The organism is Pseudoalteromonas sp. OF7H-1 (assembly GCF_022347825.1).
Classification (GTDB): Bacteria; Pseudomonadota; Gammaproteobacteria; order Enterobacterales; family Alteromonadaceae; genus Pseudoalteromonas; species Pseudoalteromonas maricaloris.
Window position 1 is genome coordinate 67213 of sequence record NZ_JAKRFX010000004.1, and the last position, 15256, is coordinate 82468.

The 15256-nt window shown below is 41.0% G+C and carries 11 protein-coding genes; 6 read left to right on the top strand and 5 right to left on the bottom strand.

Translation table 11 applies throughout. The annotated features are described in order from the left end of the window. Positions 1-108 precede the first annotated feature (108 nt). Positions 109-717 carry a GNAT family N-acetyltransferase gene (locus tag MHN30_RS06385; protein WP_239358959.1) on the top strand — a complete coding sequence of 203 codons (609 nt, stop codon included), beginning with the start codon at positions 109-111 and terminating at the stop codon, positions 715-717. 82 nt (positions 718-799) lie between these two features. On the opposite strand, the gene MHN30_RS06390 is transcribed toward MHN30_RS06385, so the two are convergent. Beyond that, the gene (locus MHN30_RS06390) at positions 800-1708 is read right to left on the bottom strand and encodes a phytanoyl-CoA dioxygenase family protein (protein ID WP_239358961.1); all 909 of its coding nucleotides are present in this window, start codon (positions 1706-1708) and stop codon (positions 800-802) included. A 331-nt stretch (positions 1709-2039) separates the two neighbouring features. On the opposite strand from MHN30_RS06390, the gene MHN30_RS06395 reads away from it, so the two are divergent. Continuing rightward, entirely contained in the window at positions 2040-4220 is a 2181-nt protein-coding gene (locus tag MHN30_RS06395; protein ID WP_239358963.1) for an OsmC domain/YcaO domain-containing protein, read from the top strand. A 33-nt stretch (positions 4221-4253) separates the two neighbouring features. Here MHN30_RS06395 and MHN30_RS06400 read toward each other — a convergent pair whose 3' ends face one another. From MHN30_RS06400 to MHN30_RS06415, 4 genes are read right to left on the bottom strand one after another with little or no spacing between them, the layout of a single operon-like run. Continuing rightward, entirely contained in the window at positions 4254-5258 is a 1005-nt protein-coding gene (locus MHN30_RS06400) for a hypothetical protein (protein WP_239358965.1), read from the bottom strand. Between the two features lie 4 nt (positions 5259-5262). Beyond that, complete coding sequence (locus tag MHN30_RS06405; RefSeq protein ID WP_045988179.1) at positions 5263-5835, bottom strand: hypothetical protein; 573 nt, start codon at positions 5833-5835, stop codon at positions 5263-5265. Between the two features lies 1 nt (position 5836). Then, positions 5837-7165 carry a hypothetical protein gene (locus tag MHN30_RS06410; RefSeq protein WP_239358967.1) on the bottom strand — a complete coding sequence of 443 codons (1329 nt, stop codon included), beginning with the start codon at positions 7163-7165 and terminating at the stop codon, positions 5837-5839. 10 nt (positions 7166-7175) lie between these two features. Then, positions 7176-11117: a TOMM system kinase/cyclase fusion protein gene (locus MHN30_RS06415; protein ID WP_239358969.1), complete on the bottom strand. Its 3942-nt coding sequence runs from the start codon at positions 11115-11117 to the stop codon at positions 7176-7178. 556 nt (positions 11118-11673) lie between these two features. Here MHN30_RS06415 and MHN30_RS06420 point away from each other — a divergent pair. From MHN30_RS06420 to MHN30_RS06435, 4 genes are all read left to right on the top strand, one after another. Continuing rightward, complete coding sequence (locus MHN30_RS06420) at positions 11674-12927, top strand: hypothetical protein (RefSeq protein WP_239358971.1); 1254 nt, start codon at positions 11674-11676, stop codon at positions 12925-12927. After that, the gene (locus MHN30_RS06425) at positions 12927-13850 is read left to right on the top strand and encodes a formyltransferase family protein (RefSeq protein ID WP_239358973.1); all 924 of its coding nucleotides are present in this window, start codon (positions 12927-12929) and stop codon (positions 13848-13850) included. The genes MHN30_RS06420 and MHN30_RS06425 overlap by 1 nt, the downstream gene beginning before the upstream one ends. Positions 13851-13998: 148 nt before the next feature. Then, the gene (locus tag MHN30_RS06430; protein WP_239358975.1) at positions 13999-14484 is read left to right on the top strand and encodes a hypothetical protein; all 486 of its coding nucleotides are present in this window, start codon (positions 13999-14001) and stop codon (positions 14482-14484) included. A 130-nt stretch (positions 14485-14614) separates the two neighbouring features. Further along, positions 14615-15238 (top strand): tail fiber protein, encoded by a 624-nt coding sequence (locus MHN30_RS06435; protein WP_239358977.1) that lies wholly within the window; start codon positions 14615-14617, stop codon positions 15236-15238. Positions 15239-15256 lie beyond the last annotated feature (18 nt).

Below are 15256 nucleotides of genomic sequence, written 5' to 3' on the forward strand. Positions count from 1 at the left end.
CTGCATAACGACTGAGTCCAGCAAAAAGTTGGAATAAATATTTGTATAAATCTTAACTTGTAACAATAATGTGTTAATTGTTACGTAAAGTAGATTTTGAGTGTTTATATGGATATTACTGAATTAGATGAAAAGGCATTTGTTGACGTATTTAACCTGCCAGAAAAAATTACCATTAAGACTGCTAGCACCGCAGATATAGAGGAAATGGCGTTAGTGACCAAAGTGAGTTGGCAAGCGGCTTTCAGTGGTTTTTTACCAGAGCAAGTGCTAGCGGGGGGAACCGTCGAATTTTTCGCAACGATTTGGTCTGAGATCATTAAGAATTCTGCAAGCCAAACGGCTTTGCTCGTGACTGATGGTCGGAAAATATTAGGCTGCGGTGCGGCGGGTAATTACCGTCGAATGTATAATCCAGTTAGTCAAAAAGTATCGAGAATAAATGCGGGTGAACTATATCGCGGTTATATTTTGCCAAACCATCAAAATCGTGGATTGGGTCAAGCGCTGTTGAAGGCGCGTTTACTAAAACTTTACGAGCAAGGCTGCCAAAGCGCGTATACCTGGATTTATGAGCAGAACAAACAAGCGAGACGCTTTTACGAAAAGCATGGTGCGGTAAATCTAGACCAAGCTCAAGGGGTAACAATGAATCGCTTTATGTTCGAAGAGGTGTGTTATGGCATAGAAGTAAACCGTGTTTTTGATTTTAGCTAAGATTGAGTGAAAGAAAATTCTAAACACGATCCGGTCAAAAGCAATTACCACCAAAAAGTAGTGATCATTGCCTTCATCAATATCAACGCAAATCTGCAGGTGTAGGGTAGTCCGGATGCTCAACGTTTTTGGAGGCCCAAACTGCTGGGATTGCAGGCTCTCGCTTTTGTTTTATAAGCTCAACGAGTGTCTTTAAATCATAGGTGGGGTCACCATAAACGGCTAGCCAATTTTCAGGTATGTCTTCAGGAGCTGCGGCTTTAATAATATGCGCCATCCATTGTTTTCTAAGTTCAGCCCATTCTTTACTTTGATATTGGCTTTCTTCGATCCCTTCAAGCGGCCTAAGTTCCACGTAGATTGTTCTTCTTGGACCGTCGCTACGTTTAGGCTCAGAGCTATGTAAAATCATCATGTCTTGAACGAGAATATCTCCGGCCTTAGCCGGTTGTTGCACGACTCCCGGAATATTCCAGCCATACTTGCTAGAAAGCGAATAGATATCTACAAGTTCGTGTTGAGAATTTGGTACATAGCGTAAACAACCATCATCTACTTTTGCATCATCAAGATAGATCCCAACATTTAAGTATGCGAAGTTACGTGGGTGAGGTGCACCTTGATGCCAAGCAATGTGCGGGTGAGGATGTGGATATTTGTAGACTAAATCGCACTGCATAGGTACACAACCTATGCCGCAAAATTGATTGCTGATTGCCATCATCGTGGGGATCGCGAGTAGTTCAATTATCAACTCGGGAGCGTCAAACAGCAAATCGTTGTAACGGAATAATTTTGGTTCGGAAGACTCGCTTGATAAGTAGTATTGGCTACTTATTTTATCTTCACTAAGTTCTTGTTTTGCTGAAAGCTCTAGCGCTTCTGACAGCGCAACGAGACGTTTGAGCATCGAATCTGATAGGGCATTTGGTAATAAAACGAAACCATTATCTTTGTAAAAATCGAGATCACACTCGTCTATTTTTCTCATCTGTGCACTTCCTAGTTTTCAAATTTAGTTTGAACGTCGAATAACGAAGTTAGCGAACTTATTGAAAGTTGGGAGCAGAAGTCTCGCTAACAGATCCTGTTCTCGCTTAGTGTTTGTCTTAGTACAGGGTCACGTACTGAAAAACAAATTAGATCACTTGCAATTATTTTGGAGCTAAAGCAAAGTGTAGAGCAATTACAGGAAGTTACATCACATTGAACCCAGTTTATTTATTCTAAGTCAAAAAGTTGAAAGAGAAACTTCCATTGGCGTGGTCACCCATCCTCAAGTACAATTAGCGTTTTCGTTTGCAACACACCGGAACCTTCCAATGGAAATCAAAGTAAATTACCTCGACAATCTCAGAATTGATGCCAGATTTGACGACTTTTCTGTCATTGCGGATCAGCCAATTCGCTATAAAGGCGATGGTTCAGCACCAAGTCCATTTGACTACTTTTTAGCTTCTTCAGCGCTTTGTGCTGCTTACTTTGTGAAGGTGTATTGTAATGCGCGTGACATTCCAACGGATGGAATTCGTGTGGCGCAAAACAACATCGTTGATCCTGAAAACCGTTATAACCAAATTTTTAAAATACAGGTGGAGCTCCCAGAAAGTATTTCTGAAAAAGATCGCCAAGGTATTCTGCGCTCAATTGACCGCTGTACCGTTAAAAAAGTGATCCAAACAGGACCGGAATTCCAAGTGGAAGCGGTTGAAAGCCTTGAAGATGATTCTCAGGCTATGCTGATGGTTGATACCAGCGAAAGCGACAGCACTTTTATCCTAGGTAAAGATCTTCCGCTGGAACAGACTATCGCAAATATGACCAAGATCCTGTCGGATTTAGGCATGAAGATTGAAGTTGCGTCATGGCGTAATATCGTGCCACACGTCTGGTCTTTGCATATTCGTGATGCTGCTTCACCAATGTGTTTCACCAATGGTAAAGGCGCAACCAAAGAAAGCGCGCTATGCTCAGCACTTGGTGAGTTTATTGAGCGTTTAAACTGCAACTTCTTTTATAATGATCAGTTTTTTGGTGAAGAAATCGCAAATGCTGAATTTGTTCACTACCCGAACGAAAAGTGGTTTAAGCCTGAAGCTGGTGATGCGCTTCCTACTGAGATTTTAGACGACTACACTCGTGAAATTTACGACCCTGAAGGTGAACTACGCGGTTCACATCTAATCGACACAAATTCAGGTAATGTAGCGCGCGGTATTTGTTCTATTCCGTATACTCGCCATTCTGATGGTGAAACTGTGTATTTTCCGTCAAATCTAATAGAAAACTTATTCCTAAGTAACGGTATGAGTGCCGGTAATAACCTGTTTGAAGCGAAGGTACAGTGTTTATCTGAGATCTTTGAACGCGCGGTGAAAAAGCAAATCATCGAGCAGGAAATCGTGCTCCCTGACGTGCCAGAGTCTGTACTTGCTAAATATCCAGGTATTGTTGAAGGGATCAAAGGGCTTGAAGAGCAGGGGTTTCCTGTGGTGGTGAAAGATGCATCTCTTGGCGGTCAATTCCCAGTAATGTGCGTAACCCTGATGAATCCTAAAACAGGCGGTGTGTTTGCTTCTTTTGGAGCGCATCCAAGCTTCGAAGTGGCACTTGAGCGCAGTTTAACTGAGTTGTTACAAGGTCGTAGTTTTGAAGGCTTAAACGATGTACCAAAACCTACGTTTAACAGCATGGCGGTATCTGAGCCGGAGAACTTTGTTGAGCACTTTATCGATTCAACGGGAGTGATCTCTTGGCGCTTCTTTAGTGCGAAGCATGACTACGATTTTGTTGAGTGGGATTTTACAGGCACGAATGAAGAAGAGTGCGATAAGTTATTTGGCATTTTGGAAGGGTTAGGTAAAGAAGCCTATATTGCGGAATTTACAGACTTAGGGATCGCTTGTCGTATTTTGGTACCAGGTTTTTCTGAAGTTTATCCTGTTGAAGACCTGATTTGGGACAACACCAATAAAGCATTGCAATATCGCGAAGATATTCTCAACATCCATTCTCTAGATGACGAAGCATTAGCTAACTTGGTTGAGCGCTTAGAAGACAGCCAGCTTGATAACTATATCGATATTATCACCCTAATTGGTGTTGAGTTTGACGAAAATACGGTGTGGGGTCAGCTTACAATTCTTGAGCTTAAGATTTTAATCTATCTAGCGCTTGGCGATATCGAAGCGGCCATTGAACTAGTTGAAACCTTCTTGCAGTTTAATGACAACACGGTTGAGCGTGGCTTATTCTACCAAGCAATGCATGCCACGCTTGAAATTGCGTTGGATGAAGAGCTAGAAATAGAAGATTACATTCATAACTTTACCCGCATGTTCTCTAAAGACGTGATGGATGCGGTTATTGGCTCAATTAATGGTGATGTGAAATTCTATGGTTTAACGCCAACTAACATGAAGTTAGAAGGTCTAGACAAGCACCTGCGTCTTATTGAAAGCTATAAGAAGCTTCATGCAGCAAGAGGGAAATTCGCTTTATAATTGAATGTTGTAAATTAGGGCGCAAAGCGCGCTCTAATTTACACATGATTGCAGGCCTAAGTAAGCTTTTGAGTAAACAGCTCTATTCGGTTCTTTAACCAGCTTAAAATCTACCCAAGTCCAAGCTAATTCAAATTTTGACGATGACCATTGTTGTATCAGTGACGACTTCTGTTGAGTAATTAGTCCCGATGAAGCGAGTTTCTTACATAGTTTATTTGATAATTCGGCCTTATTCTCAAGGAATGAAAACTTGTTGTTGAGCTCATCAAAATATACGGGGGAGCTGACCAATGCGAAATGGTCAAACAGTGTATCTCCAACAGCTAAGTCAAAAAATAAGTAGGGGCTATCATTTATATCACGCCAAAACAGTAGCATCTTCTCGACTTCCTCTACATCTCCAGGAAAATGCACTTTTTCCAAGTATTTTATAACCTCATCCTGATGCATAGAAATATATAGTTTTGTTGTGGCTGGCTTACGTTGCTGCATAAATGAGATATGTATGATGTGACCCGAAAGCGGTAAGTGTTTGAATAGTCTAGATAGCGTCAAACTTGCTTCTGAGTGATACTGTTGGCACAGACCCATAGAAAATACATATGGTTTATAGTGGCTAAGCTGTGCATTTTTCTCTGCGAGTTGTTCCGGATAACCAGGCTCTAAACAGTAATGTACACCGGGAGCTGTGACGGTTTCTGGTTTGTTTACCAGAATATTATCAAATTCAAGCCATAAAAATGGAGTAAATGAGTCAAGAGATTTCAATTTAGCATAGGTGCTTCGTAAATTTTCTATTAAAGGAAGCCAACGATTATCGATAAAGTTTGTACGTTTTTTAGGGGATTGGTGATCGATAGCGCAGAGTAAATCCAATCGACTTAATTCATGGCTAGCTAGATCTCTTATTTCTAAATAGTAGGATGAAAACAGCTGAGGAAAAAGGCTTGCAATTTCTTGCAAGCCTTCAGTTGTTCTTTTACCTAACAATTCGTGGAGAGATTCATCTAACACTCTGTTAAGTATAGTATTCACCGTATTACCAAATAATATTTGCGTTATCAGCTAAATTTTGCGAGATAATGTTAAGAGAGAATAATTCACGTACAAATTTCTCCTCATTACCTTTTATATCTCCAAACTGAGAGATCAACGAAAGTAGTTCATCTTTAACGTCTGCAGAAAGCTCCGCTTTGGTGTTGTTATACTCTACGCTGAAGTTTGATATATAGTCACTTGGAGATTGAATAAATTCACTGTGAGACGTTTCTTCATATGCTATCGAACGTAAGAAATTAAGTAATGCTACGACTTCAACTCCCTCGGTGATAGAAGCTTTACTGCTTGTTTTCTCACCCTCGAAGTGAGAAAGGTAGTCACTGATAAAATCTTCGTTGTTTAGTGCAGCAGAAAAGTTGCTTTTGATAAGTTGATTTTCTTCAGGTTGTTTGCAAAGTTTACTATTACCGCCAATAGTCAAGCATTCTTCGGTGATATCTTTGTTGTCAACATAACCATTCAATGATTTTATAGGGTTGTCCTGACTATTTAATCTGAAGTCTAAATCAATATTTAATCTGTTTAGATAGTCTATGAATGCATTGTTAGCCATTTTACTTTTCCTTAGGGTTTAATGTTATTTCTTTCATTGGTATACCAGGTATTCCACTGTTTATTAAAGTGAAATCTTTGAATCTTTCTGTCCATTTTATTTTATTTTCATTGTAATAATAATTTAGATTGTTATGGCAGCTCGCGCAATCAGACCCTTTATTTCTGATACTTTCAGAGACGGTCCACTGTGACTTGGGAATTTCACATTTGCTATTCACCTGAGCTAGAAAAGGCTCAAAAACCACACTTCTAACATTTTTGTCAAAGCGCTGGTATGACCCCGCGTTATCAATATGTGGATATTGTGAGCCAATCAGTTGGTAATGTTGTAATACAGAGTTTTGTTTTTTTAGTTTAGAGCGATACTGATCATTATATGTTGCAGCTAGAGTGGGGATCGGTTCATCTCGAATAAGAGGTGTCGGTCTATTGGCTGTATATATATTGGAACAGCTATATTCGTCCTGAGCAATGAAGCTATATTGAATCGTTTTTGGGGTTTCACTTTCAAGCGTATCAACCTGCTCAAATGTCAACCAAGTCCAAGTCGGTTTATCACCTACTAATAGGTTTGAACTGGTACCGACACCGATGTGCATGGCAACGAGACCGAGTGTTTGTTTTACTGCAAAACCATGTAACTTAATGTTTTCCATGGTGATGTATCTCAGTTTATCATCTTTGTTTGTGAGTATGCGCCAACCCAGTTTTAACGCAATCTGAGGTTGTTTAGCGGATGTGTTACCTTGCCCACAACTGCCCCACCTAAATGCGAAACCCGCAAGGTCTTTGAGAGCAGGGTTGTTATCAATTTCGTTCAGGTTTTCTTTGGTATCCCATAGTGCTTCCATCCATTTATCATTTACACGCTTTTCAAAAAATACAGGGTTGTTATTTTTATCTCTCAGGCCTAGCATTTTGATTTCGTCGCCATCTAGCTTTAACGACATATCTAAGTCTAAACAACCAGAGTCACATTGCCAGCTATCTGCTGTGGTAATATTTTTTAGAGTATCTTTACTTTCAACAGAAACGGGCGTGTTGAATTCCTTTAAATAGCCATTTGTGTAGTTGACTTCAGCAAGTGTTGCGGTATTAATCCAGTCAGCCCAAGCGGGTAGTGAAAGCTTGCCGAATTGTTTTTGTTGGTTAATCGCAATAAAAGTTTGCCATGAGTATTCGTATAAATGCTCAGGTGTAAGCGTAAAATTGGCAATCGCATTGTTCGTGGCCAAATCACATGAAACGTCCGCAGGAAGCAAAGTTGTTGATGCACTCGCAGCCCCTGAACAACCCAATGCTAACAGTAAGCATGTTCTAGTTATCATTCTTAATTTCCTATTTTAAATACTTGTTGATATATCCAAGTGCCCCTTGCAATTCAGCGACTTCTTTAGCACTTTGTAATTGTTCTTTACGAGCGGATTCTGTAGTACACAGCATACTTTTAAGTCGATAAGCTTCAGGTAAGTAAAACGTATCAAGTTTTTCATTTGCAATATTGATAGCAATATCTAACTGTTCTAAAGCCTCTTGAGTATCTTCTGCAAGCAGTAAGCATTCACCATACATTGTTCGTAGCCAAGCAACATGACCGATAGAGTCCGTTAACAGGTATGCATCTAAACCAGAACGAACGAGGGGAAGACCTTCAGATACATTGTGATCAAGACACATCAGCCAGCCTTTTATTACATTACCAATGGATAACCAAAGCGCGAATCCATGCTTCTCAGAAAGTGAAAGGACCTTTTCAGCGTAATACTCGGCTAGGTCGAGTCTTCTGGATATTACTCCAATGTAGGCATGACGGGCGTAAACGTGAACTTGATATGCGGGAATATCATCTAATTCTGTCAGTCTATCAGCTTTAATTCGCTGTTGATCAGAACGTTCGTAATCACCCATGAGCCAAGAAACACCGGCATGAATTGGCAGTGAGGATATTGCACAGTCAAATGGAAATGGGTAGCTTTTGAAGTATTCGTGGTGTTCTTCATAGTTATAAAGTGCCAATGCCTGAGTAAAGGTCTTGTCAGCCAATAGCAGATCACCTTTAGCCCATTCGATCCCGCCTTTTAAATGAAGAGCTGCTATTTCCAATGCTGCAGAATTTTGCTGCTTAGCCATTTCAAGTAGTTGCTGTATCGTGTTCAATCCTTCGATATGCTCGGCTTTAACGACTTGAATTAATGCAATACTCCAAAAAGCTGAATACAGCTCTGGGGGGTTGTTGAGCTCGCTACACAGTGCTCGGGAACGGTCAATATGTGGTGTGATACTGCTGTTTGCATATCCCAATGTGGTAGCCAAGTGCAGTGCTAGCGCATTTCTTATTAGAATTTCTGTGAGCTTGTTTTCGTAACTGCCTGTACATTGCGTGAGAGTATTAAGTGCGCAGGTATAATGTTGTATTGCAGAATTTATATCTGCCAACTGTGTACTTTTTTCTGCAGCGAGTTTCCAAAGCACTGTTGCATCAGTGTATTCAAGCGCCTTTTCATGATGAGTTGCTCTTAATGTATAATCTTCACTTTTGTATGAGTTTAGTGTTTGAGCAACCACTGAATGTAACAAACGTATGCTGGTTTGATTAACACTTTCATAAGCCGCATCCCTCACCAGCGCATGCTTAAAAATATAGCTATCGTTATCAACGCGGCGTTGGTGCACGATAAGATCGTTTGCTATCAGCTCATTTAAGTCGTTTTGTATCTGGTTTTCGCTTAAAGAAGATGCCGCAACGAGTAAATCATATTCAAACTCTCGGCCAATTGTGGCTGCTAGTTGGGCTGTTTCTTTGGCGTGACTAAGGCTATCTAGTTTTTGTTGTAATGACTCTCTTAAACTCGTAGGTACTTGGTCAAGTTTATCTGGTGCGAGGAAGTCAATCTCTCCGCCTTTATCTCCAACTAATGCCTTTTGTTTAAGCATGTTGACGAGTTCTTCAATAAATAGCGGGATCCCGTCTGTGCGACTGGTAAGTAATTTGAGAACTCGCTCTGACACTCGGCGGCCATCAAACAAGTTAATGATAAAATCTTCAGTGGCCTTCTCGGTTAGTTTTTTCAGGCAAACATCCACTAAGGTAAGGTCTTTCAACTGAGTTGGCACCGCTTGTCTTGAAGTGCTTAGTAAAACATCACCTGAAGCTAGCGCACCGACAAAGTGATGTAAAAACTCTAAGGTGGTGCTATCTGCCCAATGAATGTCTTCAATAATGTAAAGTTTAAACTTACTGAGCCCGTGACGGTTTGACAGTAACAATGCGCAAAGCCCTTTAAACAACACTTGCTTCTGCTCATCGGGAGAAAGTGTAGAAGGCGTAATTTCATCATCAAGTGAGATATTGAGCCAAACTAGCAACACAGGGATAGCTTGCACTAAATCGAGCTTACTATCCACGTTTGATAATACATAACTAAACACGGTATTGGCTGAATGAGCGTCAAGCTGTTCGGTGTTAAAGAGGTACTTGACCAACGTTAAAATTGGATACAAAGCATTATTTTGATGCTCTGGTAAACACTGGGCGACTAAATGCTGATATTGCGGTGCATTAGCACGAATTTCTTGCAGCAGCCGAGATTTACCTATGCCAGCTTCACCATGAATATGGGCGATGCGTGTTGCACCTTCGACTTCGTTATTAATGAGTGAAAGTGTCTGTTCAAGCTCAAGGTGACGACCTACAAGTTCATGATGGTTCTTTGTACCACGCATAAAGCCAAATGCTTCGATGCGACGTTCTCCTTGCAAGTTATAAACCGGCGTTAGTTCAAATAACGGGCCTATTTGTACTTGACCGTACAGATTAAATTCTGAAAAAGCATCAAGGAGTGAGCGTGACTCTGCACTACATAAGACTTGGCGCTCGCCAGCTTCACGGGAGAGTGCTGCTGCAATGTTTGCGTGATGACCTTCAGGTACGGCATTGGCGTAGGTAATAAATACACCAGTATGAATACCAATGTGAGCGTTAAGGGCGACTCTGTGGGCTTCTTGCATTAGTGCGTTACGTTTGCCAAGTTCGCTTATCATTTCAAGTGCGGTACGGGCAGACAATCGCGCGTCGTTATCGCTGCTAACAGGGTAGCCAAAATAAAACAAGCTGGTATCGGCGAGGTTACCCACGTGATAAGCGCCGTAACGAGTCGCGATATCAATAAAGTGATTGCGTTGAGATTTATAAACGGTGTCGATGACATCGAAGTCTTTATCTTGATTGTCGAGTGCTTTAACACTTAACCTTACCGCAAGAACGGTGAGCTGTTTGCGCTCAGTAAGCGCCGTATATTCTTGAATGGCACGATGGTTAGGATCGTCATCACGGATCATTACTGTGGTTTCGTCGTAACCATGTTGAGCTTTAACATCATTTAGCACACCAACAAGGTTCGATACGTTCATTCGTGCCAGTTCAGAGAATGCCTCGGTTGCGGTGATCACGCGCTCCAACGCGCTTTTATTGAGTACGCGTCTGAGAAGCCCAGCAAGAGGGTGGCCAAGTAGTGCGCTTGGAATTGGAATATGTACATCGCTTAATTGCTTGTGATAAATCGAGGCGACACTTGTGCCAGTTACCGCAGGCACGCCGGTTAAACATTCTAAAAATACCAAACCCCAGACATAGAGATCCGATTTGGCCGAGGCTGGCTCACCACGTAATTGTTCTGGTGCGCTGTAAGAAGGTGTGCCTAATGTTTCTTGCGTAAGTGTGATCGTTTCAAAGTCATGCTGGCGAGTTTCTTGTGCCAGCGTACCAATACCAAAATCAAGTATTTTGGCATAAGTCTTTGCACCAGACTGGCTAAGCATAATATTGGTTGGCTTTATGTCTCTGTGGATAATGCCTTGTTGATGAGCGTGAATGAGCGCGTCTAACACTTGCAACATGATGTCGGTTGCATACACTGAATCAATTGCACCATTTTGACTTAGATAGTCCCGTAGTGTTTGCCCTTCCACATACTCGAATACCCCGAACATTAAATTTTCATTTAATTGTCCTTTATCTAATAATCGTACGATATTTGGGTGATTTAATTGACTACAAAGCAAGGTTTCGCGATTGAAACGTTCCGCATATCTGTGTTTTTTCGTCGCTTCCAGTTGTGGTTCTAACGCCAAAAATTTTAGTGCAACGATTTGCCCAGTGTTTATTTGGCGTGCTTTGAAAACTTTACCGAATCCACCTTCTCCAATTTTTTCAAGTAGTTGGTATTTGTCAGACTGGAAAACATCGACAATATGGCTATCCGAAAATTGTGTCAGAGACATATGATTACTAATTCTTATTTTTTGTTAATGGTATAGGGTAATTGGAATGTAAATACATGTCTACCATCAAGATTTCAATTATTTAAAAAAATCAAATAGGTATGCGTTTTTTTGAACAATGTAACAGATTTGAGCAAATCTATGGTTTTCAGAAGCAAGAATTTTTTGTGAAAACGCTATTACATCTTGCTGTAATGTTGTGTAATTCTTTATTCTTCATGTTTTTGGCATAATCAGTGTGTAGTAACAGAAGTGTTATGGTAACTACTTAATATTTCAGATTTTTAATTGTCTTTGGTTTTATTAAATGAGATGTGCAACGTACCGTTTTTTGTGTTCAACAGATCTTACTTCATTACTACTAAATCGAAGTGATGACCTATTTTTTACGATTTTTACATCGACATATCTTTGTAAGCCGAAGTTTTATCAAAAAATTAGCAGATTATTTGTGCTTGACTACACTCATTAGAGAAACAGTTAGGAGACACCGGCTGAGCGCTTAAAAAGCCTCAGTCAAGCCGACGTTTAAGGATCTGTGGAGCTAATAATATCTATGGAAAAGCAGCAGTTAGCAAACAATACAAAGGTAGATTTCATTGACCCTCAGGTTGATGATTTATTAAAGCACTCAATTAGAACTCAGCTTCAATCACTTTTAAAAGCAAAACTTACCGTATGTGAACGTCAAAAGCTGTTGCAAAAGAGCTTTGTTGACGCAATAACATTGGTGTTAACAGATCTTAATACTGTTACACACCAAGAGTTGGTCAGTGCTTTTGAGACAATGTACGATAACGCAGTGCAATCTATGGCGATGGCAGAATTAAGCCAAGAGGTGCTCACTCATCAGTATATTTCCGCGACAGGGTTGATTATGTCACCCTATAACTGTAAGCATACAATAAAGGATGTTTACCGGATCAAGGGATATGCTCGCGGACTCGACAAAGCGATTCAAGGTCAGTTAAAAAATAAACCCTCAATTAATGTACTGTACCCTGCCTGTGGTCCTTTCGCACCTTTGTTACTACCTTTACTTAGCTACTACAAAGAGACTCAAACCATCAAACCGAGCCAAATTCAAGTGGCGCTTGTTGATATTCAACCCGGTGCAATTTTAACACTTAAACAGCTCGTCAGTGACTTGCAGCTTGAAGAGTACGTATCGCTCATTGAAGAGGCTGATGCGACCGTATTTGAGCCCCAAAATGCCATTGATCTTTTAGTGTTAGAAGCGATGCAACATGGCTTTACCAAAGAGGGCCAATTAAGTATTGCCAAACATTTAGTGAAATACTTATCCCTAGACGGTTGGATGATCCCGCAAAATGTGTCGGTAAAAGGCATGATGGTTGTTGGGGAAACTGAGTTTAACCAACAATGGAAAACTCAAGAATATAGTCATTCAAGCAATGTAGGTAATGAGGCGCAACAAGATCGAGTGGAATTAGGCGAAATCCTTAAGATCAATAAGTCTACTTTGTTAGAGATGCAAGAGCTTGAACTTGAAGATGGCATTAAAGTGATCCCTGCGAATCAAATTGTACTACCTACGGGCATTGAAGATATGGGCAAACGTATTTTTGCGGTATATGCCCACATAGAGACATTCGCGCAAGAAGAGGTTGGCCAATATGATTCTGGGATCACACACCCAAGGCCGGATACGAGCGTTTATATAGACCTCAAACCCAAAGACATTGAGCACACTCACTTTGTTGCTAGTAGCGGGGATACGGTTCAGTTCTACTATCAATTGACTGGGTTACCGGGTTTTGTGCCGGTAAAAGTACAGGGGATTGTATAATGCAAAAGTATGCGGTGTTTACGGGGAGTTGTCAGAGTTTATCGGCGATCCAATACCTCCAACAAACCAATAAATTAGCATGTGTAGTTTTAGTGGACGCTGAGCCAAATCCGGATTTAATGCAATTGCAGCAGCTATTGCATCAAGCGCAGATCCCCACTTTAAAGTATAACCAGTATGACGATACGACCCTTCTCGCGGATTTAGACAGACTAGGCGTTAACCGCGGTGTAATTTACCTATTTAGACATATTATAAAACAAAAGTTGATCAGCTATTTTGATGGCAGCCTAGTCAATATTCATCCTAGTCCTCTACCTGAATATCGAGGGCCTTTTCCCCTTTATTGGCAAATTAGAAACGGTGAACAAGCCACTAAGCTTACGTTGCACCGTGTTACATCAGAAGTAGATAGCGGAGATATCGCTATCGATATTGACCTTGCTATTCATCCTTTCGATACGATTAGCATAGTAAATCAAAAAGTATCGCAAACTTTACCTCATTTACTCGACACATTTTGTCAATTGGTAGAGCAAGAAGCTATTACTTGGCGTGAGCAAGACACATGCTTTGAGCATTTTGCACCTATGATCGAACCGCAGCAGCTGACTATTAACTGGTGTAAACAGCCTACTTTAGAAGTAGTGAACATGTGCCGAGCTGGCAATGTAGATGTTGGCTGTGCCACCTTTCGTCTAAGAGAAGAGATGTTTCAAGTGTTACAAGCGAGTGAGGTTGAGTGTGATATCAAGGGTGTGCAAGCAGGTACTGTTATTCAACTAAGCCGAAGAGAAGGCTTAGTTATTAAAACGCTGGATGGTGCTGTGTGTTTGGACGTTATTGGTACACAGCAAGGACTCTTTAATGGTTATAGATTTGCTGTGCTTTTTGGGCTAGATGCAGGCTTTTCTTTGATCTAGCTAAGTTGGCTTCACAGTCAACAAGTTAATGATAAAAATAATATTAAAAATGGTGAGCAAAGTCGCATGAAAGGAAATAGAAGTTGGGCTGTTATCGTAATTCCATGTGTGCGGTGCTCTGGATAACACTTCAGATGCGAGATAACAAATGAAGATAAAGATAGAACTTACCAATAATTATGGCTATGACCTAGCTACATATCCATATAACGATGGCGCCTTGCCTAGCCCTGAATCGGCCCAAACCATCGGCAAGCTTGAAGGGAAAGGAGAGTTAATAGTAGAGCGTGGACAGTCAGCAATCTTAACAGTTCCAGGAATGGGGAGTCTGTTGGTGCAGTTTTTAGGTGAGCAGCGATTGTCTGAATACCACGATAAATTTTGCGAGCACCCAGATGAATTCGATCAGTGCGAACAAATGGTATTGGTTCGTTATAAAACTTCAGAATTATACTGGCGTTTTTCGTCCGATGTCGAAGAAGCCTTTGTCCAGCTTGGTGTAAATGATGTTGGAACTGTTTGTCTTGGCAAAACCTCTGTAGGTCATGTACGACAAATTGCTTTACCAGAATTGTTTATCCCACCTTCCTTTTCTGCTAACCCCTTGAGTACAGGAGAAGAAGAAACTGAGTGAGGAATGTAGTATTTATAACGTTACAAAAACCACAGAGAATTAGAGAAAAGTAATAAGTGGCACCTGAGTGTATTTATAGAAGTCCGACCGTCACGAATTAGTAAGTAAAAACTTAATAAGGACCAATAACATGTCTGCAGATTCATATATCGGAACCATGAAACCGTTTGGTGGCAGTTTTGCCATTCGTAACTGGGCAATTTGTTTGGGGCAATTAATGGCAGTTAGTCAAAACACAGCATTATTTTCCCTTCTCGGCGATTTATATGGTGGTGACGCTCGCACTACCTTTGGTATACCTGACTTAAGAGGTCGTAGCCCTGTAGGTATGGGGGTTATGCCAGGAGGTAGAGACTATAGACTAGGTCTGCGCTTTGGTTTAGAAAACATTGCGTTGAACTCGTTACAGTTGCCAAAACATACGCATGCTGCCGCGTTTGTGCCTACTGGTGGCGGTTCGTCAGTAACAGGCTCTTTACAGGCGGCAACCGACGAGGCCAATACATCAGCACCAGACCAAACAAGTTATTTGGCTAAAAGTACCGCGAACCCAATGTACTACAAGAAAACGGGTTTTGCACCAGACCCCACTTTAGTGGATATAGCGGGATTAAGTATTGATGGTGGCGGTTCTAGTGGAGGCTCTGTCGTAGTTAGTGATACTGGCGCTTCAGAGAGCTTTAGCATCATTAACCCGTTGCAAGTTGTGAACTGGCAGATTGTATTAGATGGTATCTACCCATCTCGTAGTTAGTTACTTAACTACACGGCA